The organism is Providencia sp. PROV205, from assembly GCF_028479505.1.
GTDB lineage: Bacteria > Pseudomonadota > Gammaproteobacteria > Enterobacterales > Enterobacteriaceae > Providencia > Providencia huaxiensis.
The window spans coordinates 232,813-254,882 of sequence record NZ_JAMPNU010000004.1; the positions used below are offsets into that span (position 1 = coordinate 232,813).

A 22,070-nucleotide genomic window follows, 5' to 3' on the forward strand; every position below is an offset into this window, starting at 1 on the left:
CGGTTGATCCTATACTGAATCGTTAGAAATAAAAAGCCGTGGTCGAGTGCCACGGCTTTTTTTGTCTATTTTTTTAAGGCTTAACAGCACTTAAACCCACCTTTACCACCGTAGCGTGCATCTTGGCGCTCTTTGAAAAACTCTTCATAGGTCATGGGAGTTTGGTCAGGGTGTGTTTTTTGCATATGAGCGACGTAGTTGTCGTAATCGGGGACGCCGACCATCATTTTTGCCGCTTGGCCTAGGTAGCGGGCTGCTTTTCCCAGTTCCCCAAACATTTTTTTCTCCTTACATACTTCGCGCTACAGCGTTGTTGACTGCTCTCGGCCACCCAAGTCACATACTGTTATGTATGCTCCTAGTTTCTCCTTCATACTTCACGCTGTTGCTGCGTTGGCTTCATTCGCTAACCCTAGTCACATACTGGAGTATGCTCCTAGGGATTATCTTCTTTGCCGCCTTGCTCCAACGTGAATTATTTTGGAGAAAGAGTATATGCCCTAAACAGTGACAAGCTTTTTCCGCGAAAATCAATGATGGCGCGTATTTGCCACGATTTCTTCATAGTTGGCTGGCATTGGCTCGTAGGGTACTTCATTCGCAGTTGGTTGGTCAGATTTTAATGCCTTCAACGCAGTGCGGATGGAGAATAGAGCCAGTAATACCACAACAATCATAAAGAAAATAGTTAATCCTGCATCTAAGCGGTTATTGAAAATTAACTGAGTTAATTGAGATTCCGTATATTGAACAGGAATATTACCGCTATCAATCATTGCTTGGAATTTATTTGCGACAGCTAAGAAACCAACACGGGCATCTTCACTGAAGGTTTTCTCCCAGCCAGCAGTCATGGTACAGATTAACAACCATGCAGTTGGGACTAAAGCGACCCATGCGTATCTTTGGCGCTTCATTTTGAACAGTACCACAGCACACAGCATTAATGCCATACCCGCCAACATTTGGTTCGCGATACCAAACAGTGGCCATAAGGTGTTAATACCACCAAGCGGGTCGACAACACCTTGGTGGAGGAAATAACCCCAAGCTAGCACACACAGGGCAGTTGCTATCAAGTTTGCGGGTAACGAATCGGTGCGTTTCAAGGAGGGAGAAAGCACACCCAGTAAATCTTGCAGCATAAAGCGTGCTGCTCGAGTTCCTGCATCCACTGCGGTTAAAATAAATAATGCTTCAAATAAAATGGCGAAGTGGTACCAGAAGGCAACATTCATTAGGCCGCCAAGGGCACCGTGGAGAATATACGCCATCCCAACAGCCAGTGTTGGAGCACCGCCGGCACGTGAAATAATACTGGTTTCACCCACATCATTAGCAATACTGTTGAGCTGTTCAGGGGTGATCTGGAAGCCCCAACTACTGACGACTTGGGCAGCTGAAGCGACGACATCTTGCGTACCCGCAGGCGCTAACATTGCCATAGGGCTATTCATGGCGAAATAAACACCCGGGTCAATCACACAAGCGGCAACTAACGCCATAATCGCCACAAAGGACTCCATCAGCATGCCACCATAACCGATAAAACAAGCTTGGTTTTCATTCGCCAACATTTTTGGTGTGGTGCCTGATGAAATCAGTGCGTGGAAACCGGATACTGCACCACAAGCAATGGTGATAAATAGGAATGGGAACAGATCCCCTGCCCAGACAGGCCCTGTACCATCAATATATTTCGTCAGTGATGGCATTTGTAGATTTGGATTGAGGATTAAAATACCAATTGCTAAACCAATAATAGTCCCAATTTTTAAGAAGGTTGATAGGTAGTCACGTGGTGCAAGTAGCAACCAAACGGGTAAAACGGCAGCAACAAAGCCGTATCCCACTAACATCCAAGTGAGTTGAACACCGGTATAGTCAAAATAAGGTGCCCAAGTTTCGCTTTCAGCAACCCAACCCCCAGAGATAATGGCAAATACGAGGAAAACTAGCCCTATAATAGAAACTTCACCAATGCGTCCTGGGCGTATATAACGGGTATAAATACCCATAAAAATAGCCAATGGAATAGTAAAGGCAACGGTGTAAGTTCCCCATGGGCTGTGAGTGAGGGCTTTTACGACAATCATGGCCAGTACCGCTAAGATGATCACCATAATCATAAAACAAGCGATTAAAGCCAACACCCCTGCGGTATTGCCCATTTCTTCTTTAACTAATTCACCCAGTGAGCGGCCGTCTCGACGTGTTGAAACAAATAGCACCATAAAGTCTTGTACGGCACCAGCTAGGACAACCCCGGCAAGTAGCCAAAGCATACCAGGTAAATAGCCCATTTGCGCCGCAAGCACAGGGCCGACAAGAGGGCCTGCTCCTGCAATGGCGGCAAAGTGGTGGCCAAATAATACTTTTTTGTCTGTTGGTACGTAATCTAAGCCATCGTTATGACGAATTGCTGGTGTCATACGAGTTGCATCAACTTGGAGTACTTTTTTAGCAATAAAAAGCCCGTAATATCGGTATGCAATCAGATAAATACACACGGCGGAAACAACGATCCACAGGGCATTAATCTGTTCACCTCGATTTAAGGCGATGTAACCCAGTGAAAAAGCACCAAGTAATGCGAGCACAATCCATATTAATTGTTTACCCATAGCCATCCCCATCTGTTCAGTTGATTACTTTTTGTTATTTGTTTAAGTAAAACTGAGAAAGATATAGCCATACTTAAGTTAAAGAAAAAGTAGCTAAAACGAGACACCTAATTGAAATTTGAGATAAATTTAATAATTGTTGCCAATATCACTAATTTAGGATGATTTATTGGATTTTATCTGGTTTTGAACTAGCAGTTATCGGCTTAATTGGTTTTTTATCTTAAATTGTTATTTATTTTGGAATTAATAACTGTTGGGGTGTTTTTGCTAATAAGGGCGAGGGTAAAAGGTTCGGGGAATAATCGGAAGGTAAAAAACTTCCGATTATTCATTGGCTAACTAGGCTCGCCTTAATTTTTGAATCATTTTTTTGCCAAAAAGCGTCGTAATTAGGCCAAGCATGATTAAAACGAGGCCAGCAACTTGTACGCCATTTATGTGCTCTCCAAGGAATAAAGCACTACTGCTTAAACCAAAGACAGGAACCAACAATGAAAAAGGAGCAACTCGCCACGCTTCATAGCGACCAAGTAATACTCCCCAGATCCCATAGCCGACAAATGTTGATAAATAAGCTAAATAGATAATGACACCAAAGACTGACCAGTTAAAACCGGATAGCCCTTCCGTAATCGCTTCTTCACCTTCTAATATCCATGAACTAATTAAAAACGGGATAATTGGGATCAGTGCGCTCCAACTGACCAAAGATAGGGCACTGCATTTTTCAGCGCCTTCCTGTTTCATAATAATTCTATTGGTAATATTTCCACAAGCCCATGATAATCCAGCAATTAGTGTAAAAACCAACCCGAGTAATGGAATATCATCTAGTCCACCGGCGGTGGCACCATTGGCTAGCACAGTTAGCCCTGCAATCGCGATAAACATACCAATAAAGTGTGTCGGCTGTAATGATTCTTTTAAAATCATTGCGCCAAGTAATAGGGTAAAGAAAGCTTGGGATTGCAATATGACAGAGGTTATACCCGCAGGCATTCCAACTCGAATAGCACAAAATAAGAAGGCGAATTGGCCAAAGCTAATCGTTAGCCCATAGAGAAGCAATAATTTGAATGGAATTTTAGGGCGCTTAAAAATAAAAATAGCGGGAAAGGCAACAAACATGAAGCGTAAGGCACCTAATAATAACGGCGGAAGTGCGGTCACACCGAGTTTAATGATAACGAAGTTAACTCCCCAAATGATTACCACACAAAGGGCGAGTAAGATGTCTCTGAGACTCATGCTATTTTCTCGATGTACTTGTCAGATAAGAGACCTACTTTACCTGCGTATAATTTTGAGTGCGATGGTTATGATGCTTAATTATAAAAAACGGTATAAAAAGGTTAAATATTATTGTTAATTTGCACTTATTTGTTATTTTTCGTTGTTTGAGTCTGGGTTTGTAAATGTTTATAATGTGTTTTCACATCACACGTATTCAGGACGACCTGAAATAACGTCATTTAAATATGGGGACGACCCCGATGAATTAACGGGAGCAACCAGCCATGGCTTGGGTAGTCCTTTTATTTGCAGGTTTATTAGAAGTAGTATGGGCTGTAGGGTTAAAATACAGCCATGGTTTTACCCGCTTAACGCCAAGTATCATCACTATTATCGCTATTATTGCGAGTATGGGGCTATTGGCTTATGCCATGCGTGATTTGCCTGTCGGCACCGCTTATGCAATTTGGACAGGTATTGGTGCAGTGGGTACGGCAATTGTTGGGATTATTTTCCTTGGGGAATCAGCGAATATGTTTCGCTTATTAAGCCTTGCCTTGATTATTACAGGGCTAATTGGCTTAAAAGTATCAAGTTAGCTTTCAAATTAAGTGTTTTTTAATTAAAAATAAATAATAAGCGGGTAGCAGAGAAAGTTACCCGCATTTTTTGATATTTTGGGCATAGAGAAAACTATTTTTATATTATTTTTCGTTATAACGCGATGGCCAAATTTCAGATGCCGGTATATCCAAAAATTCAGCAATAATTCTTTCTCCTTTAGGCCAACGTCTTGAAAGGGCATTATTTAATGTTGATGAGTTTAATCCTGCTTGCCGTGATATTTGAGAAAGAGAAGAGCCTTTTTTCTTTATCGCTGCAATAATATCAGCTGAATGCCAATCTTTTTTCATTTTATCTCCAATTATTGTTTGTTTAATAATTTAATTTGAATTTTTATTTCATATTAATATAAAGTTATCAGCCCTACATTTAATAGTCTCATTAAATAATACTTTGAATGTTTTTCATCCTATGATAAAGATAGGTCTCTTGATGTTAATCATTTTTAAACTTAAAAGGATTTATTATGGATGTTAAGAATGTTTTTTTAGAAAAATCTTGTGCTGATTTGAAAGATATATTCTCTAATTATTTTGACTGGAATGATATTGATCTTTCTTTTTCTAGGGTTGATGTTAGTAATAAAAAGGTTAACATTATTTCGAATAACTATGAATGGCTATTGGTTTATTGGGATGCTGATTTAGATAAACTAATGAGTGAGCGGTTATCATCAGGGATACAATATTGGAATAATTACTCTAAAGCTTATATGGAAACTTTATTGAGAACGAAAAAGAATGAGTTGAAGGTGGATTTTTGTACCAAATATGGAAGTGTATATGAAATAACCTCAATTAATTCAAAAAGAAAACTTTCAGTAAAGGAGATGCTCGCAATATATAAATGTCGTCCTACAATTGCTGATTACGCACATGGTATATGGAAATCAAATGATGATTATTTACCACTAAGAGAGAATATAGAGTTATTGGTAGAAAACAATCTGGATGATAATGAAAAAGAAACCGAGATTTTAGATATGCATCAATACATGCGGTTTGGGAATATTCGTTTCACCCGAAAAGAGGTTGTTACTATTAGGTTATTATTATCACATTGTAAAGTAAAAGAAATTAGCTACATACAAGGTTGTTCTGAAGTGTGTGAACATAAGAGAATTCAAAGAATTAAAGAAAAACTTGGTTGTCCACATGCTTCTTCTAGTGGTCTATTTATGGCATTAAAGGAAAATGGAATTACACTAGCCTGTTTAGAAACCTTAGTAAGCTATCCTTAAATTTAAATATATATTTAAATAATTAAAATACTTTATCATTTTTAAATGGATGTAAATATCAAAATGAAATGGAAATTTAGATTTGGTGCAGTCGCTGGTAATGCTTTGGAATACTATGATATTGCTGTTTTTGCAGCTATATCCACTTATTTAAGTATGGAATTAACTAAATTAGGTTATTCCCAAGCTACGGAAATGGTATGGGGGATTTTTGCATTACGTTTTTTAATTCGCCCACTAGGAGGGTATGTTATCGGCCGGTACGCTGATACGGTAGGAAAAAAATCTGCTTTGATATTAACAAGTATGATAACCGGCACGGCAACATTAATGATGGCACTGTTACCCATTGAATTATTAGGAGACTATACGCCACTAGCAATATTAATTTTACAATTGGCTCTTTCTTTTAGTTTCGCAGGTGAGTTTCCTTCTCTAATTACGTATTTATTTAAGGATTTAGATGGAAATATTCAATCTAGAGTTTCGTCAATTATTGTTGGTAGCTCTTTATGTGGGGTCATTGCATCATTAGTTATCGTTTTCATTCTAAAGAATACGTTATCTGAAGATACTATGCAGTCAATTGGGTGGAGGATCCCATTATTAATTGGTTTAATTAATATTTTAATTAGCTTTTGGTTTAGAGCTAAATTACCAGATTATAAAAATGATTTGAACAAAAAAATAATGTTCAGCTGGTACCATGTTTTTTGGGTGTTTTTATTTACCATCCCTGGGACTGTCACTTTTTACTCTCAAAATTTGTCAACTTCACTAATTATTCAACAATTAAAGATAGACGAGATAAAAAATTTTTATGAAATATTCTCATCCGGTTTATTGTTAGTTTTTATGATGATATGTGGTTGGTTAACAGATAAGTATAGTTCGGCTAAATCTGTTTTTAATATGGGAGTTATTGGGATGGTATTGTTTTCAGTACCCCTTTATTTTTTACTACAAATAGATAATTTACTTCTGGTTTTTTTAGCTCAAGTTGTTATGTCCACATATTCAGCAATGATATTGTGTAATTTATCAGCAGTGCTGATGGATAAATCTAATGGGCAGGCAACAATATTAGGAGTGGGTTATAACAGTGCAGCTGCATCTATCGGTGGGATCACCCCTCTGATTGTTAGTTATTTAAGTCATTTTAACTTAGGCTATGTTGGGTTATTTATTGCGGGGTGTGGGCTTTCTTACTTTATTTCGACTTGGTTGCCAAAACCAAATCCTGTTTAGTGTCAGTCATGATTTAATCCCCCCCTTAGGGGGATTAAATCTTCATAAATGATAGGTCTACAGTAGGTAGAATGGCAGTAATAAAATATAAGATGTCTGCTCTATTAGCTATACAAATGTTTTGCGGATAAAAAGTAGCAATAAGAAGTACTAACAATGAAAAGTGTTACTTGATCAACTGGCTAAAACGTTGGTATAGGATTTCACCCAGAGTCTGTTGATTATACTCGGTACTATTGGCTAAATTATCAACAGCAGCATGCATGGAGTGGTAAATCATTGTCGCCATCAATTCTTGGGGCAATTCTGACCACGCTTTGTTTTGTTCACCGAAAGCTAGAATAGCTTTAATTTGTTCAACTGCACGGGTTTCATGGTCATTACTGCGCCCGTGGTATTCGTCGTGAAATAGCATGTCGTGAATGTTTTGTTTTTCAACATAGTATTTGACGCTATTTTCACACCATGATTTGAGTTTGGCAGATGCACTTTTTTGTGAGTCTACAGCGGATTGAATGTGGCCTAAATACCAGTCCATATAGCGAGAGCGTAAGGCTTCCATAATGTCATTTTTTGACTGGAAATAGTGATAAAAAGTCCCTTTTGCAACATCGGCAGATAAGACAATTTCGCTGACAGTTGTATTAACAAATCCTTTGGAAAGAAAGAGTTTTTCTGCTGCATTCATCAGGTCATCTAGCCTTTCTTCCGCAGGTTTCGTTCTTGGCTTTTTAGGTTGTATTGTCATTGAAATATCTCTTAACGTCATGTTCCAAAAGCAAATCTGATAAGGGTATCATAGCACTTAATATTGATATGCTAAAACTTAACTCCCCGGTAGTTTTGCTGTTTCAACTATCGAGTTGTCGCTTTTATTAAAAGATAAACTAAATGCGATCAAGAAAACATACATTGTTGCTCCAATTAGCCACACCCAGCCATCCCAGTTTGCCAGTGTAAGGCCAAAAATAAAGCTAAATAATAGTGGACCAATTACCCCCGTAGTATTGGTTAGACTCACCAATATTCCTTGTAGTTTGCCTTGGTTAGCTTGATTAACTTGAGCGGACATTAACCCTTGTAGCGCGGGTAACGCAATACTGCCACCGGCGAGCAAAATTAATGTAGGGAAAATCATCCAACCCTCTGTGAGTAATGACAAAATAATGAATGCGGTGCCATCTGCGATAAAACCGACAATAATTGTCACTTTTTCATTAAATTTTTTGGCTATCGCCCCGGCAATAAAGGCTTGAAATAGGGCATGCATGACGCCTAAACCCGCCAGAGATAACCCAACTTGCATACTGTCCCATTGAAAGCGATTTTCGGTAAATAACACCCAAGTTGTTGCAGGGATCTGGCCAATTAGCTGCGCCATAAAAAAGACAAAAAGGAGCATAATGACAGGTTTTATCAGCCGTATGAAGGAAACCGGCTGCTCTACAGTTTCATTTTGATCATTCTGTATAGCACGTCTGTTTTGATCTTTAAAAATAAGCAAGATCACGACAAAAGAGCACGCGTTCAAGGCGGCTGCAATAACAAAAGGTAAGTGTGGAGAGAATTGCCCTGCAAAGCCGCCAATCGCAGGGCCAGCGATTAGGCCAACACCAAATGCTGCACCTAGTCGCCCAAACCATTTTGTACGCTCTTGCGGGGCAGTGTTGTCAGCAATAATAGAAGCGGCAACAGCGCCTGTTGCTCCGGTGATCCCTGAAATTAAGCGGCCTAAATACAGTATCCAAAGTGAGCTGGATAAAGCCAGTAAAGTATAGTCGAGAGCGGCTCCCGCAAGGGAAAGCAGTAAGATAGCTCTGCGACCGAATTTATCGGACCATTTTCCCAGTATTGGAGCAAAAAACACCTGCATGACGGCATACAGGGCCAATAAGATGCCGTAGTGGTTTGCCAAATGTTCTATTGTTACATACTCACGAAGTAAGGCTGGCAAAACAGGCATGATCAAGCCGATCCCCATGGCATCTAGGGCGGTGATCGTTAAAGCGGTGATCGCAAACTTATTCATAATTTATTTCTCTATCAGTGATAGAGTTGGAATATACCCCTATCAGTGATAGAGTGTCAATAAAAATAGGGGAGCAATATGGCAAGGCTGGATAGAGAAACCATTATTAGTGCCGCATTAGATTTGCTGAATGAAGTGGGAATGGAAGGGCTGACAACTCGAAAATTGGCCCAAAAACTGGGCGTTGAGCAGCCTACACTGTATTGGCATGTGAAGAATAAGCGCACACTGTTAGATGCATTATCGGTTGAAATGCTAAAACGGCACCATGACCACCCATTACCTGCCGAGGGGGAAACGTGGCAGGAATTTTTGCGTCATAATGCATTAAGTTTTCGCCGTGCCTTACTTAGCTATCGTGATGGGGCAAAGGTACATTTGGGGACTCGCCCAAGTTCAGAGCAATATGCAACTGTGGAAAAACAATTACAGTTTATGGTTGATAACGGTTTTTCATTACAAAACGGTTTATATGCAATTAGCGCGGTGGGGCATTTTACGTTAGGTTCGGTGCTAGAACAGCAAGAACATATTGCCGCAATTAGTGAGCGGGATGTAGGACAAGATAGCTCAATGCCGTTGTTATTAAAGCAGGCGATACACATCATGGATAATGATGATGGAACGGCCGCTTTTTTATTTGGTTTAGAATCACTTATTCGAGGCTTTAAGCAATAGTTTTTAAGCTCTAAAAAAGAAAAGGTATGGCCATTGCTGCCATACCTTGTATTAAAATAATGTGTGATTGAATTATTTACAGTGTGAATACACCGATAATTGCAATAACGCTGATGATTGCTGAGCCGCCATAGAAAACCCATTTTGTCGCTGGGACATGGATTTTAAAGTCGTGCAAAGTATGGTGGATACGGTGCATACCACACCATACTGGCAAAATAATCATCAGTAATAAGAATACGCGGCCGATAAAGCTTTGGCTAAATGCCATAATACGCTCATAGCTCAGCATTTCTGGTGCAACGCCGAGAGGAATTAAAATCCCTAACAGAATGATAATAGCAGGGCCAATCACGGCACTCCACATACCACCAGCACCAAATAACCCCCAGAAAATCGGCTCATCGGAACGTTTAGGCGTTAGATTCATCAGATTCTCCTTAGATTAAAATAACAATGCGATTGCTAAGATTGCCGCAGTAACAACAATCGTGAGAGCCCAGAAGCCTTTAACAATAGGCTCATCAGACATTTTCTTATCTTTTACAATAATACTGACGGCTTTTGGTGCAAGATTGAACCACGTAGTGGTGTGCAATAGTGTTGCCGCCAAAGTAATAATGTTAATGATAAGAATGATTGGGTTACTTAAGAACCCAACAAAACCCGCCCATGATTCAGGGCCACTTTTCAGCGCAAATACCCCATACAGGACTAAAATACTGAACCAAACTTGAAGGACTGAAGTACTTTCACGCATGATGTAAAAGCGGTAAAAACCCAACTTTTGCCACCAGTCGCCCTTCATTTCCCTAACATAGGGTTTACGTTTCGTTGTCATGACTTCAATTCTCCTTATCGTGGCTTCAGCATGGCGATAACAAAGTCTTGCGCACTGGCAACTTTACCTTGTTGGATCGCGCCCGCAGGGTCGACATGCTTAGGACAGACTTCAGAGCAGTAGCCTACAAACGTACAGCTCCAGACACCATTGTCACCATTTAACAAGGTCATGCGTTCTTTCGCACCATGGTCTCGGTTATCTAAATTGTAGCGCTCTGCCAATGTGATAGCGGCTGGACCGATGAATTCTGGATTCAGTCCAAATTGTGGGCAAGCTGCATAGCACAGACCACAGTTGATACAGCCTGAGAACTGATGGTATTTCGCCATCTGGGCAGGCGTTTGCTTATTCGGGCCTTCAGAAGGTTTACGGTCATTACCGATAATATACGGTTTGATCGCTTCTAAACGCTCGATAAAGTGAGTCATATCAACAACAAGGTCGCGCTCGATTGGGAAGTTACCTAATGGCTCAACTTTCATGCCTTGCGGGTATTCACGCAGGAATGTTTTACAAGCCAGTTTAGGTACTTTATCGACCATCATGCCACAAGAACCACAAATCGCCATACGACAAGACCAGCGGTAAGACAGGTCTGGAGCGAGGTTATCTTTGATATAGCCTAACGCATCTAACAAAGAAGTTTGCTCGTCGTAAGGGACATCATACGTCACCAAATGGGGCTCACTATCCGTTTCTGGATTGTAACGCATGATCTCCATTTTTAGGTGTTTCATATCATCCATTAGCTTGCTCCTTCTTCGCCTTATCTTGAGCTTCAGCTTCGGCACCGTAAACACGTTTAGCTGGCTGAGATTTCGTGATTTTCACGTCACTGTATTCTAAACGAGGGGAGCCCTCTGGGTTATAGAATGCCAAAGTATGTTTAAGGAAATTCACATCATCACGCTCAGTACAGCCTTCATCGAGACGTTGGTGTGCACCACGTGATTCTTTACGGTTGATTGCAGAGTGAGCCATACATTCAGCCACATCAAGGCCAAAGCCTAATTCAATGGTGTACAGTAGGTCAGTATTAAATACGCTGCTATGGTCGGTAATTTCGACGTGTTTGAAGCGTTCTTTCAGTTCAGCAATTTTATCAACGGTTTTTTGCATTAATTCAGGAGTACGGTAGATACCGCAGCCTTCTTCCATTGAAATACCCATCTCATCACGGATTTTCGACCAGCTCTCTTTCCCTTTTTGGTTCATGAGTTTACTAAGGTCAGCTTCGATATCACGGGTACGGGCTTCGATAGCATTTGCATTAGCTGGTGTTGCTTCAGCAGCATGGCGAGCGGCTTCTTCACCTGCTAGGCGACCAAATACCACTAATTCAGCTAATGAGTTAGAACCTAAACGGTTTGCACCGTGCAAGCCAACAGAAGAACATTCACCGACAGCAAATAGGCCTTTGATACGTGTTTCTGTGCGTTGATCCGTTTCGATACCACCCATGGTGTAGTGGGCGGTTGGGCGAACAGGAATTGGGTCTGTTACTGGGTCAACCCCCACGTAGGCTTTCGCCAACTCACAAATAAATGGTAAACGTTCATGCAGTTTTTCTGCGCCAAGGTGGCGAAGATCTAAGTAAACAACATCACCGCGGTGGGTACTGATAGTGCGGCCTGCACGCCATTCGTGCCAGAACGCTTGGGAAACTTTGTCACGTGGACCCAGTTCCATATATTTATTTTCAGGTTTACCCAGTGGAGTTTCAGGTCCCATTCCGTAGTCTTGCAGATAGCGATAGCCGTCTTTATTGACAAGGATCCCGCCCTCACCACGACAACCTTCGGTCATTAAGATACCAGAGCCAGGAAGACCTGTTGGGTGATACTGAACGAATTCCATGTCACGTAAAGGAACACCATGACGGAATGCCATTCCCATCCCATCACCGGTTACAATACCGCCATTGGTATTATAGCGATAAACACGTCCAGCACCGCCCGTTGCCATGACGATAGAATTCGCACGGATTTGGACTTTTGTTCCTTCCATCATATTTAACGCGACAAGACCACGGACTTGGCCTTCATCAACAATGATATCGAGGACAAAGTGTTCGTCAAAACGTTGAATTTGTGGGTATTTTAATGAAGTTTGGAACAGGGTATGGAGCATGTGGAAGCCAGTTTTATCAGCAGCAAACCACGTACGCTCAATTTTCATCCCACCAAAGCGGCGAACGTTAACTGAACCATCTGGTTTACGGCTCCACGGGCAGCCCCATAGTTCTAGTTGGGTCATTTCTGTTGGGCAGTGTTCGACGAAATAATCGACGACATCTTGCTCACACAGCCAGTCCCCACCAGCTACAGTATCATTAAAATGATAGTCATAGGAGTCATGAGCCTGAGTAACTGCTGCTGATCCCCCCTCTGCGGCCACGGTGTGACTACGCATTGGGTATACTTTTGAGACCAGAGCAATCTTGATATTGGGATTTGCTTCAGCGGCAGCAATTGCTGCACGTAAGCCTGCGCCCCCGGCCCCGATAATCGCTAAATCGGCATTGAAGGTTTGCACTGCGCTTCTCCATTGTTCAAGTGTAAAATTGATAAATTCTTTTAAATACTTTTGATAATTAGCTATGTCATTTTCAGTTCAACTTAAAGCTAAACTCCGAAATATCTGTTTTTTAATAGTAAATAATATAATAGCTAATAATGACTTATCATGCTGTGAATTATAGCGAATAGTACTCAAGATAAATTTGATATAGAGGGGGGTTTTGGCCAAATTTAGCTATAAAGTGTGAGGTAGATCTTCTTTTTGTAAATTGTTTTTACATTACTCGATTTTCTAGGCTGTTAACATCGAATAAAAAGGAATTTCAAATAATTATCATTAAATTTACATAAAATCTTAGCGTATAAAACCAAGGGAATTAGTCAGGTTTTACCAATAATAAGTGAATAATACTATTATTATAGCTGAAGAGTTTCATTCATATTGAATGCTAATTTGCGAGGAGTCTCACTGTTTATTTTTAGAGGAAGTTCAATTTCGAAGAGAAAATTTTAAAATAGATTGAGAAAGCGAATCGTTTCGCTTTTTTAGTAACAGCTATGTCACATAATATAAGAAATAATCATGTTTTAGGCTGTTTTCTTTACGTCTTCCCATCAGCTTATGTAAAGCTAAAAGCAAAGGCTTTGCCTAATCGTATAAAGCAAGGGATAATCAGGCTATCCCTACTTACTCATTATGTCGACAGTTACAAGCGCTGACGCTCAGATAAATGCGCTTTATCAGTGTAAATGCATTGTGTGTTGTAAGTGAGGTGGGTACACTGCACGACTAAGTTTATTTTGGAGTCATCTTAATGAGTGATATAGCGAATTGGCAGCCAACCGCCCCCATCGCTAACCTGTTACAGCGCGCAAAAATAATTGCGGAAATCAGACGTTTTTTTACTGATCGCTGTGTACTTGAAGTCGAAACCCCCGCAATGAGTCAGGCTACAGTCACTGACGTTCATCTTGTTCCATTTGCAACGCGTTTTGTGGGCCCAGGTGCGGCACAAGGCATTAATTTATATTTAATGACTAGCCCTGAATACCACATGAAACGTTTATTAGCAGCAGGTAGTGGGCCTATCTATCAGCTAGGTCGTAGCTTTAGAAATGAAGAAGCAGGGCGGCATCATAATCCTGAATTTACCATGTTAGAGTGGTACCGTCCGCATTTTGATATGTATCGCTTGATTAATGAAGTGGATGACTTACTGCAACAAGTCTTAGAGTGCGAGAGTGCGGAGCTACTTTCTTATCAGCAAGCGTTTTTACGCTATTTGGATATTGACCCATTGTCTGCTGAGAAAAGTGAATTACGTGAGGTTGCTGCTCGTTTAGATTTAAGCAATATCGCGGATCACGAAGAAGATAAAGATACCTTGCTACAGCTGTTATTTACCATGGGTGTTGAGCCTCATATCGGTAAAGAAAAGCCTGTGGTGGTGTATCATTTCCCTGCGACCCAAGCTTCTCTTGCTGTAATTAGCTCGGAAGATCATCGTGTTGCTGAGCGTTTTGAGGTGTATTATAAAGGAATGGAACTGGCGAATGGTTTCCATGAACTCACCGATGCAAGCGAACAGCGCCAGCGATTTGAACAAGACAACCGTAAACGCGTGACAATGGGGTTACCTACTGCACCTATTGATGAGCACTTACTTGCGGCTTTAGAGCATGGTTTACCTGATTGTTCTGGTGTCGCTGTTGGGGTTGATAGGTTGATTATGATTGCTTTAAATGCAGATAAAATCAGTGATGTGATCGCATTCCCTGTCACTATCGCTTAACTAATACGCCTAACTTGAAAATAATGCAGCCATTTGGCTGCATTATTGTTTTTGGTGCAGAAAACTATTTTTGTTTCTGTTGTTCTAAGAACTTAACCCCTAAGTCAGGGAAGTCTGTAAAGGCGCCATCGACATCAGCTTGGTTATAAATGATGTCATAAAGCTGTTGCCCATCTTTGGCGTATTTTGGCAGCTTATCAACACGAATAGTGAACGGGTGAACCGCCATTTTATTTTCATGGGCTTCTTTGACCATGCCATTCACTTTGATGTTAGTTGGCGTAGATTCTTCACTAATTAGCATATGATAATCAGGGCCAATACCATCTGCATAGGTTGCAATTTCTTTCATGGCACCCGGTTTCATCATCCAATCGTAATTGTAGTTAACCCAAGTTCCGTCAGGTTTTTGCTCTTGAGTTTCGTTCCAATCGGTGTAAGCAATCAACTGAATTAATTTAAGATCCATTCCCATTTCAGGCATCAAGGTATTTTTAATACGTTTTAGATCATTTGGGTCAAATGATTGTAGATAAACGTTGGAATCCTTGGTGGTGTAACCATATTCTTTAAGAACTTCGAGTGTTTTCTTGGTGATATCTTTGCCTTCTTGCTGGTGGAACCAAGGGGCTTTAATTTCTGGGTAGATACCAATATTTTTACCTGTTGATTTGTTTAATCCTTGAACAAATTCAATCTCTTCTTGGAAAGTATGAACGCGGAAATCTGATTTGCCCATCGGGAAGCGGTTCGGATAGCTTTGGACTTTTTTACCATCAACAATATCAAATCCTTCTGTAAAATTGAGTGATTTGATTTCATCAAGGGTAAAGTCAATCGCATAATAACGGCCATCTTTACGCGCGCGGTCAGGGAAACGTTCAGCAACATCCGTCACGCGATCGAGATAATGGTCATGTAAGACCACGAGCTCGTTATCTTTCGTCATAACTAAATCTTGCTCAAGAAAATCAGCACCTTGTGCGTAAGCCATTGCTTTTGCAGGTAAGGTATGTTCCGGTAAGTAACCACTTGCACCACGATGTGCAATGACAACTTTACTTGAAGCTTGAGCTACAGCAGACACTGACATCACTAAAACCATACTAGCCACCAATGTTTTTAATGGAAAGCTCATGATTATATCTCCTTGGCACTTTATTTGGGTAAAAAAATGGGCTACATCATTTTTTGATATAGCCCACGAGTCTAGCGATTAACAATGAACATTTAATGAATGTTTATTGTGAGTTTGCTAATTCACGTTTATGTTTGCTTTCGCTCAACATGACGATAAACAGTAGAACAACAGCCAATGCTGAACCACCGATCATGACTGCGAAGCCACCGTCCCAACCGAAGTAGTCTACGGTATAACCAACGATAGCACTTGCTGCGACAGAACCACCGAGGTAGCCGAACAAGCCTGTGAATCCTGCGGCGGTACCTGCTGCTTTTTTCGGTGCAAGTTCAAGAGCGTGTAAACCAATCAACATAACAGGACCATAGATTAAGAAACCGATGATCAACATACATGCCATATCAACATTTGGGTTACCGGCTGGGTTCATCCAGAACACGATAGTTGCGATGGTTACCAGAACCATGAAGAACACACCAGTGGCTCCACGGTTACCGCGGAAGACTTTATCCGACATCCAACCACACAGTAACGTACCTGGGATACCTGCGTATTCATATAAGAAGTAAGCCCATGAAGATTTGTCCATTGCGAAGTGTTTAACTTCACGCAGGTAAGTTGGAGACCAGTCCAAAACACCATAACGCAGTAAGTAAACGAACACGTTCGCAATCGCAATCATCCATAACAGTTTGTTAGGGAAAACATACTTCATGAAGATTTCTTTTGCAGTTAATTCTTCTTCATCGGATGCTTTATAGTCTGTTGGATAGTCGTTTTTGTATTCTTCAATTGGAGGAAGACCACAAGATTGCGGGGTATCGCGCATTAACGCAAATGCAATGATTGCAACAAGAATAGCGGCCAATGCAGGCATATACAGCGCAGCTTTCCAGTCGTTAAACCATGCCATACCTAACATGAACAGTAATGGCGGGATACCACCACCGACGTTGTGCGCACAGTTCCAAACCGAAACGATACCACCACGTTCTTTTTGTGACCACCAGTGAACCATGGTACGTCCACAAGGAGGCCAACCCATACCTTGGAACCAACCACAAAGGAACAGTAATACGAACATTACCATGATGCTTGATGTTGCCCATGGTACGAAGCCCATGACTAACATCACTACGGAGGCAAGAATCAAACCTGCGGGTAAGAAATAGCGCGGGTTTGCACGGTCGGAAAACGACCCCATGATAAATTTAGAAAATCCGTAAGCAATTGAGATCCCTGATAATGCGAAACCAAGGTCACCTTTAGAGAAACCTTGTTCAACAAGATATGGCATCGCTAACGCAAAGTTCTTTCGGACTAGATAATACGCTGCGTAACCAAAGAAAATACCCATGAAGATCTGCCAACGAAGCTTACGATAGACAGGATCTACCTTATCAGCTGGCAGCCTCTCTATATGAGGTGCTGGTTTAAAAATGCTTAACATATACGCCTCCGATGGCATGCTAATTTTTATTTACACTTCCATTTCTCTATTTCAGAGAGATTGAGTGTTTATTATTGGTGAAGTAACAAAAACGAAAGTATTCGAGTAATTTAAGATTCTTTATTTTCTTAATTGCTCTAAATTGTAGTCGTTAAAAAACAATTTATCTGTAATCCAACGCACAATTATTGATTTTGTTTATGAAGTTGCATAGTAAATGACATTTGTGAATAGAATGGAACTGGAAATGTTAATTATTTTGTGATTTTCATCACGATTTTGTTCTTTGAGGTGCTAAAAATGTCGCAATTACTTTCGTTTTTGTTCCTTATCAAACATTGATCGCGTTTCTGGGCTATATTTAATAATAGATTATAAAAATAGAACCTATACTTATTTATTATAGAAACGTTTATTAATGTGAGGAATGCGACATGAATGGCTCATCTGTGACTGAAACGGATGTCATCATTATCGGTGGTGGCGCAACAGGTGCAGGAGTCGCTCGTGACTGCGCTCGCCGAGGCCTAAGAACCGTTTTACTCGAAAGACATGATATTGCGACTGGCGCGACAGGACGTAACCATGGATTACTGCATAGTGGCGCGCGTTATGCCGTCACAGATGGTGAATCTGCCAGAGAATGTATCGAAGAGAACAAAATTTTAAAGCGTATCGCACATCATTGTATTGAACGAACGGACGGTTTGTTTATTACTCTTCCTGAAGACAGCTTAGAATATCAGCAGCAATTCATTACGGCCTGCCAAGCGGCAGGTATTGATGCGACTGCGATTGACCCTAAAGAGGCTATTCGTCTTGAACCTTCTGTTAACCCGCATTTAATCGGTGCGGTTCGCGTTCCTGATGGTACGGTTGACCCATTCCGTTTAACTGCGGCAAATATGTTAGATGCCAGAGAACATGGCGCGAAAGTGTTAACTTATCATGAGGTTATTGGCTTAATTCGTGATGGTGATACGGTACGCGGTGTGACGGTATATGATCATCATGCTAAGAAACAATATGATATTTACGCAGAAATTGTCGTCAATGCGGGCGGGATCTGGGGACAAAAAATTGCAGAATATGGCGAATTAAAAATTAAAATGTTCCCTGCGAAAGGGGCACTATTAATTTTAGGTCACCGTTTGAACAACATGGTGATAAACCGTTGCCGTAAACCTGCAGATGCCGATATTTTGGTTCCCGGCGATACGATTTCCCTGATTGGGACCACGTCGACTCATATTGAATATGACCAAATTGATAATATGTATGTCACCCCTGAAGAGGTGGATATTCTGATTCGCGAAGGTTCAATGTTGTCTCCTGCACTTGCGACAACGCGCATTTTACGTGCATATGCAGGCGTTCGACCATTAGTTGCTAGTGATGATGACCCATCAGGGCGTAACGTAAGCCGCGGTATTGTGTTGTTAGACCATGCTAAACGCGATGGCTTAGAAGGTTTTATCACCATTACAGGGGGTAAGTTGATGACTTATCGCCTGATGGCGGAATGGGCGACAGATAAAGTTTGCGAAAAACTTGGTCACAGCGCCAAATGTACAACAGCAGAAGCCCCATTACCGGGGTCGCAGCACAGCGCAGAAGAAGCCTTACGTAATGTTGTTTCTATCCCAGCCCCTATTCGTGGCTCTGCGGTTTATCGCCATGGTGACAGAGCTTCTGCAATTCTCAGTACGGATAGGCTCGATAAAAGTTTAGTTTGTGAGTGTGAAGCCGTTACTGCGGGTGAGGTGCGTTATGCCGTGAATTCATTGACGGTCAATAATCTGCTTGATTTAAGGCGCCGTACTCGTGTGGGTATGGGAACTTGCCAAGGTGAGCTATGTGCATGCCGCGCAGCTGGCTTACTCAATCGTTTTAATGTTACAACGCCTCATGAAACAGAGCAGCAATTAAGTCACTTCCTGAATGAGCGCTGGAAAGGTGTACGTCCAATAGCTTGGGGGGATGCGCTGCGTGAAAGTGAATTTACTAGCTGGGTATATCACGGGTTATGTGGCATGAATGAAGCGACACTAGGCAAGGATGCACAGAAGGAGGCAGATAATGAAATATGATGTAGTGGTAATGGGCGGCGGTTTGGCTGGATTAATGAGCGGTATACGTTTAACCCAGTCTGGCCTATCTTGCGCAATTGTTAGCGCAGGGCAAAATGCATTGCATTTTTCATCAGGCTCCTTAGATTTATTAACCCATTTGCCTAATGGGGAAGTGGCTGAAAAACCATTAGAAATGCTTGATGCGTTAAAGGAACAGTCGCCAGCTCACCCTTATAGTTTAATCGGAAAAACGCAGGTTACTGAATTAGCGCATATGGCGCAGTCGATATTGCAGCAAGCGGGAGTCCATTTAAAAGGCTCTTGTGAAGAAAACCATTATCGCATTACACCTCTAGGCCATAAGCGCATGACTTGGCTTAGTCCTAAATTTGTTCCAACGGTTGGCTTACACAATAAAATGGATGCTAACAATATTGCGGTGGTTGGTATCGAAGGTTTCTTGGATTTTCAACCCCAAATGGTTGCGGATGAGCTACAACGTGAAGGGCTACAAGCAACAGCGCACTATGTGCATTTACCATTATTAGACCGGTTAAGAGAAAACCCGAGCGAGTTTAGAGCCGTTAATGTTGCTCGTTGGTTAGACCGTCCAGAAAACATGGCTCAAATGGTAGCTGAAATTTCCCCGTTGGTCGCAGATGCAGAAGCGATTTTCATGCCAGCGTGTATCGGACTCGACAGTGATGAACCTTTACAGGAATTACAAAGGAATTTAGGTAAGCCTATATTTTTATTGCCGACTCTTCCACCTTCTTTATTGGGGATCCGTTTACACGAAATGTTATTGCGTCAGTTTCGGCGCCAAGGTGGCATAGTGATGCCAGGTGATAAAGTCACTGCGGTAAACTGTGTGGATGGCCGAATTGAATCTGTCCAGACTCGTAATCATGGTGACATCTCTTTAAAAGCTAAGCATTTTGTTCTGGCAACGGGGAGTTTTTTCAATAATGGATTGGTGGCAGAGTTTGACCGTGTGTATGAGCCATTGATGCAATTGGACCTGTGTGAAATTTCAGAACGTGCAAAATGGACTAACAAAGAGTTTTTTGCTTCCCAACCTTATATGGCTTTTGGCGTGAAAACTGATGAAAAGCTGCGCGCACAAAAAGAGGGGAACGCTATTTCAAACCTTTATGTCGCTGGCGCTGTATTAGGCGGTTTTGACCCTCTCACCCAAGGTTGTGGGGCGGGTGTATCAATAATTAGCGCATTATATGCCGCTAATGAAATCATTAATGAACTGATTAAGAGTAAAACCATGCAGGTGGAGGTGGCACAATGAGTATTCAAGATGCAAGCTTTGAAAGCTGTATTAAATGCACGGTGTGTACCACTTATTGCCCTGTAGCAAAGGTTAATCCATTGTATCCAGGCCCTAAGCAAGCCGGGCCCGATGGTGAGCGCTTGCGCTTAAAAGACCCAATGTTATATGACGAGGCACTTAAATATTGTACAAACTGCAAGCGCTGTGAAGTGGCTTGCCCATCGGATGTGAAAATTGGCGATATTATTGCCCGTGCGCGTAATACTTACAGCCAGCAAAAACCGAAAATTCGTGATGCAATTCTCAGTCATACCGATTTAATGGGGTCGCTATCTACGCCATTTGCACCAGTTGTAAATACGATTACAGGGTTAAAACCTGTACGTCAAATCCTTGATAAAGCACTGAAAATAGACCATCGCCGTGAATTACCAAAATATTCATTTGGGACTTTCCGTCGTTGGTATGCAAAACAAGCCGCTGAACAAGCTAAATTTGAAGAGCAAGTTGCGTTTTTCCATGGTTGCTATGTGAATTATAACCACCCTCAATTAGGTAAAGACTTAATTAAAGTCTTCAATGGGATGAACATTGGCGTTCAATTACTTAAACGTGAAAAATGTTGTGGTGTGGCGTTAATTGCGAATGGCTTTATGAAACAGGCAAAACGCCAAGCCAATGTGAATTTAGAGTCATTACAAGAAACTATCCTTGAAAAACATGTGCCTGTTGTTGCAACTTCATCAACGTGTACGTTTACTATCCGTGATGAATATACACATGTCCTTGATGTTGATACTTCTGCAATGAGGGATAACATCGAGCTCGCAACACGTTATATTTATCGTTTACTGGAAGAAGGGCGTGAACTCAAACTGAAACATACGCCTTTAAAAGTGGCTTATCATACACCATGCCATATGGAAAAAATGGGTTGGACTTCCTACACATTAGAGTTAATTAAGCGTGTACCCGGCGTTGAGCTGATAGTGTTAGACTCACAGTGCTGTGGTATCGCAGGAACCTATGGTTTCAAAAAAGAAAACTATGAGGTTTCTCAAGGTATTGGTGCCGGGTTATTTCGCCAAATTGAAGAAAGTGGTGCTGATATGGTGATCACTGATTGTGAAACGTGTAAGTGGCAGATTGAGATGTCGACGAGTAAGAAGTGTGAGCATCCCATCTCACTTTTAGCAAAAGCTTTGTGATCTATTACTTATCGAATTGTAGGGTTGTTATTTGTTGTTTTAGCTCAGTTAATCTTATTTGGAGATAGCATTTAGCTAT

Annotated in this window: 20 protein-coding genes; 8 read left to right on the forward strand and 12 right to left on the reverse strand. The window is 41.3% G+C overall.

Features of this window, described 5'->3' with window-relative positions; translation table 11 throughout:
- Positions 1-80: 80 nt before the first annotated feature.
- The 3 genes from PR800_RS04885 to PR800_RS04895 all read right to left on the reverse strand — a co-directional run bounded on the left by PR800_RS04885 (position 81) and on the right by PR800_RS04895 (position 3,875).
- Positions 81-278 (reverse strand): YbdD/YjiX family protein, encoded by a 198-nt coding sequence (locus PR800_RS04885; RefSeq protein WP_004258665.1) that lies wholly within the window; start codon positions 276-278, stop codon positions 81-83.
- 252 nt (positions 279-530) lie between these two features.
- On the reverse strand, positions 531-2,624 hold the full coding sequence (gene cstA, locus PR800_RS04890; RefSeq protein WP_272530319.1) for a pyruvate/proton symporter CstA: 2,094 nt from the start codon (positions 2,622-2,624) through the stop codon (positions 531-533).
- A gap of 342 nt (positions 2,625-2,966) precedes the next feature.
- A complete protein-coding gene (locus PR800_RS04895; RefSeq protein WP_102138005.1) occupies positions 2,967-3,875 on the reverse strand; it encodes an EamA family transporter in 909 nt (302 codons plus the stop codon).
- Between the two features lie 269 nt (positions 3,876-4,144).
- Here PR800_RS04895 and sugE point away from each other — a divergent pair, with 269 nt between their 5' ends.
- Positions 4,145-4,459, forward strand: a complete 315-nt coding sequence (gene sugE / locus PR800_RS04900; RefSeq protein WP_102138004.1) for a quaternary ammonium compound efflux SMR transporter SugE — start codon at positions 4,145-4,147, stop codon at positions 4,457-4,459.
- A gap of 105 nt (positions 4,460-4,564) precedes the next feature.
- Here sugE and PR800_RS04905 read toward each other — a convergent pair whose 3' ends face one another.
- A complete protein-coding gene (locus PR800_RS04905) occupies positions 4,565-4,774 on the reverse strand; it encodes a helix-turn-helix domain-containing protein (protein ID WP_102138003.1) in 210 nt (69 codons plus the stop codon).
- 176 nt (positions 4,775-4,950) lie between these two features.
- Between PR800_RS04905 and PR800_RS04910 the strand changes: the two genes are divergently transcribed.
- Complete coding sequence (locus tag PR800_RS04910) at positions 4,951-5,724, forward strand: hypothetical protein (protein WP_166264244.1); 774 nt, start codon at positions 4,951-4,953, stop codon at positions 5,722-5,724.
- A 63-nt stretch (positions 5,725-5,787) separates the two neighbouring features.
- Positions 5,788-6,972: an MFS transporter gene (locus tag PR800_RS04915; RefSeq protein WP_166264246.1), complete on the forward strand. Its 1,185-nt coding sequence runs from the start codon at positions 5,788-5,790 to the stop codon at positions 6,970-6,972.
- Between the two features lie 166 nt (positions 6,973-7,138).
- Here PR800_RS04915 and PR800_RS04920 read toward each other — a convergent pair whose 3' ends face one another.
- Both PR800_RS04920 and tet read right to left on the reverse strand, forming a co-directional pair.
- Positions 7,139-7,720 carry a TetR/AcrR family transcriptional regulator gene (locus tag PR800_RS04920; RefSeq protein ID WP_166264248.1) on the reverse strand — a complete coding sequence of 194 codons (582 nt, stop codon included), beginning with the start codon at positions 7,718-7,720 and terminating at the stop codon, positions 7,139-7,141.
- Positions 7,721-7,798: 78 nt separating this feature from the next.
- Positions 7,799-9,001, reverse strand: a complete 1,203-nt coding sequence (gene tet, locus PR800_RS04925) for a Tet(A)/Tet(B)/Tet(C) family tetracycline efflux MFS transporter (RefSeq protein ID WP_272530322.1) — start codon at positions 8,999-9,001, stop codon at positions 7,799-7,801.
- 78 nt (positions 9,002-9,079) lie between these two features.
- On the opposite strand from tet, the gene tetR reads away from it, so the two are divergent.
- Complete coding sequence (gene tetR, locus PR800_RS04930) at positions 9,080-9,679, forward strand: tetracycline resistance transcriptional repressor TetR (protein ID WP_166264252.1); 600 nt, start codon at positions 9,080-9,082, stop codon at positions 9,677-9,679.
- 76 nt (positions 9,680-9,755) lie between these two features.
- On the opposite strand, the gene frdD is transcribed toward tetR, so the two are convergent.
- The 4 genes from frdD to frdA are packed head-to-tail and all read right to left on the reverse strand — an operon-like array spanning position 9,756 to position 13,058.
- Positions 9,756-10,109 carry a fumarate reductase subunit FrdD gene (gene frdD / locus PR800_RS04935; protein WP_004258620.1) on the reverse strand — a complete coding sequence of 118 codons (354 nt, stop codon included), beginning with the start codon at positions 10,107-10,109 and terminating at the stop codon, positions 9,756-9,758.
- 15 nt (positions 10,110-10,124) lie between these two features.
- Entirely contained in the window at positions 10,125-10,520 is a 396-nt protein-coding gene (frdC, locus tag PR800_RS04940) for a fumarate reductase subunit FrdC (protein ID WP_004258617.1), read from the reverse strand.
- A gap of 14 nt (positions 10,521-10,534) precedes the next feature.
- Positions 10,535-11,269, reverse strand: a complete 735-nt coding sequence (locus PR800_RS04945; protein WP_004258616.1) for a succinate dehydrogenase/fumarate reductase iron-sulfur subunit — start codon at positions 11,267-11,269, stop codon at positions 10,535-10,537.
- Positions 11,262-13,058, reverse strand: a complete 1,797-nt coding sequence (gene frdA / locus PR800_RS04950) for a fumarate reductase (quinol) flavoprotein subunit (protein WP_102137997.1) — start codon at positions 13,056-13,058, stop codon at positions 11,262-11,264. Before frdA ends, PR800_RS04945 begins: the two co-directional genes overlap by 8 nt.
- 799 nt (positions 13,059-13,857) lie before the next feature.
- Here frdA and epmA point away from each other — a divergent pair.
- Positions 13,858-14,835 (forward strand): elongation factor P--(R)-beta-lysine ligase, encoded by a 978-nt coding sequence (gene epmA, locus PR800_RS04955; RefSeq protein ID WP_102137996.1) that lies wholly within the window; start codon positions 13,858-13,860, stop codon positions 14,833-14,835.
- Positions 14,836-14,899: 64 nt separating this feature from the next.
- Here the strand turns inward: epmA and glpQ are convergent, their stop codons facing one another.
- Both glpQ and glpT read right to left on the reverse strand, forming a co-directional pair.
- Positions 14,900-15,973 (reverse strand): glycerophosphodiester phosphodiesterase, encoded by a 1,074-nt coding sequence (gene glpQ / locus PR800_RS04960; RefSeq protein ID WP_195697740.1) that lies wholly within the window; start codon positions 15,971-15,973, stop codon positions 14,900-14,902.
- A 103-nt stretch (positions 15,974-16,076) separates the two neighbouring features.
- Entirely contained in the window at positions 16,077-17,426 is a 1,350-nt protein-coding gene (glpT, locus tag PR800_RS04965) for a glycerol-3-phosphate transporter (protein WP_102137994.1), read from the reverse strand.
- Positions 17,427-17,860: 434 nt separating this feature from the next.
- Here glpT and glpA point away from each other — a divergent pair, with 434 nt between their 5' ends.
- From glpA to glpC, 3 genes are read left to right on the forward strand one after another with little or no spacing between them, the layout of a single operon-like run.
- Entirely contained in the window at positions 17,861-19,516 is a 1,656-nt protein-coding gene (gene glpA, locus PR800_RS04970; protein WP_004258606.1) for an anaerobic glycerol-3-phosphate dehydrogenase subunit A, read from the forward strand.
- Positions 19,506-20,801, forward strand: a complete 1,296-nt coding sequence (glpB, locus tag PR800_RS04975) for a glycerol-3-phosphate dehydrogenase subunit GlpB (RefSeq protein WP_272530324.1) — start codon at positions 19,506-19,508, stop codon at positions 20,799-20,801. The genes glpA and glpB overlap by 11 nt, the downstream gene beginning before the upstream one ends.
- Complete coding sequence (glpC, locus tag PR800_RS04980) at positions 20,798-21,991, forward strand: anaerobic glycerol-3-phosphate dehydrogenase subunit GlpC (RefSeq protein ID WP_004258601.1); 1,194 nt, start codon at positions 20,798-20,800, stop codon at positions 21,989-21,991. Before glpB ends, glpC begins: the two co-directional genes overlap by 4 nt.
- Positions 21,992-22,070: the final 79 nt, after the last annotated feature.

Excerpts from the sequence above, each read along its gene's own strand:
- glpB (WP_272530324.1), top strand. The coding sequence starts at position 19,506 with ATGAAATATGATGTAGTGGTAATGGGCGGCGGTTTGGCTGGATTAATG.
- PR800_RS04885 (WP_004258665.1), bottom strand. The coding sequence starts at position 278 with ATGTTTGGGGAACTGGGAAAAGCAGCCCGCTACCTAGGCCAAGCGGCA.
- PR800_RS04895 (WP_102138005.1), bottom strand. The coding sequence starts at position 3,875 with ATGAGTCTCAGAGACATCTTACTCGCCCTTTGTGTGGTAATCATTTGG.
- PR800_RS04910 (WP_166264244.1), top strand. The coding sequence starts at position 4,951 with ATGGATGTTAAGAATGTTTTTTTAGAAAAATCTTGTGCTGATTTGAAA.
- tetR (WP_166264252.1), top strand. The coding sequence starts at position 9,080 with ATGGCAAGGCTGGATAGAGAAACCATTATTAGTGCCGCATTAGATTTG.
- frdD (WP_004258620.1), bottom strand. The coding sequence starts at position 10,109 with ATGAATCTAACGCCTAAACGTTCCGATGAGCCGATTTTCTGGGGGTTA.
- glpA (WP_004258606.1), top strand. The coding sequence starts at position 17,861 with ATGAATGGCTCATCTGTGACTGAAACGGATGTCATCATTATCGGTGGT.
- glpT (WP_102137994.1), bottom strand. The coding sequence starts at position 17,426 with ATGTTAAGCATTTTTAAACCAGCACCTCATATAGAGAGGCTGCCAGCT.
- epmA (WP_102137996.1), top strand. The coding sequence starts at position 13,858 with ATGAGTGATATAGCGAATTGGCAGCCAACCGCCCCCATCGCTAACCTG.
- glpC (WP_004258601.1), top strand. The coding sequence starts at position 20,798 with ATGAGTATTCAAGATGCAAGCTTTGAAAGCTGTATTAAATGCACGGTG.
- glpQ (WP_195697740.1), bottom strand. The coding sequence starts at position 15,973 with ATGAGCTTTCCATTAAAAACATTGGTGGCTAGTATGGTTTTAGTGATG.
- cstA (WP_272530319.1), bottom strand. The coding sequence starts at position 2,624 with ATGGGTAAACAATTAATATGGATTGTGCTCGCATTACTTGGTGCTTTT.
- tet (WP_272530322.1), bottom strand. The coding sequence starts at position 9,001 with ATGAATAAGTTTGCGATCACCGCTTTAACGATCACCGCCCTAGATGCC.
- PR800_RS04945 (WP_004258616.1), bottom strand. The coding sequence starts at position 11,269 with ATGGATGATATGAAACACCTAAAAATGGAGATCATGCGTTACAATCCA.
- PR800_RS04905 (WP_102138003.1), bottom strand. The coding sequence starts at position 4,774 with ATGAAAAAAGATTGGCATTCAGCTGATATTATTGCAGCGATAAAGAAA.
- PR800_RS04920 (WP_166264248.1), bottom strand. The coding sequence starts at position 7,720 with ATGACAATACAACCTAAAAAGCCAAGAACGAAACCTGCGGAAGAAAGG.
- frdC (WP_004258617.1), bottom strand. The coding sequence starts at position 10,520 with ATGACAACGAAACGTAAACCCTATGTTAGGGAAATGAAGGGCGACTGG.
- PR800_RS04915 (WP_166264246.1), top strand. The coding sequence starts at position 5,788 with ATGAAATGGAAATTTAGATTTGGTGCAGTCGCTGGTAATGCTTTGGAA.
- sugE (WP_102138004.1), top strand. The coding sequence starts at position 4,145 with ATGGCTTGGGTAGTCCTTTTATTTGCAGGTTTATTAGAAGTAGTATGG.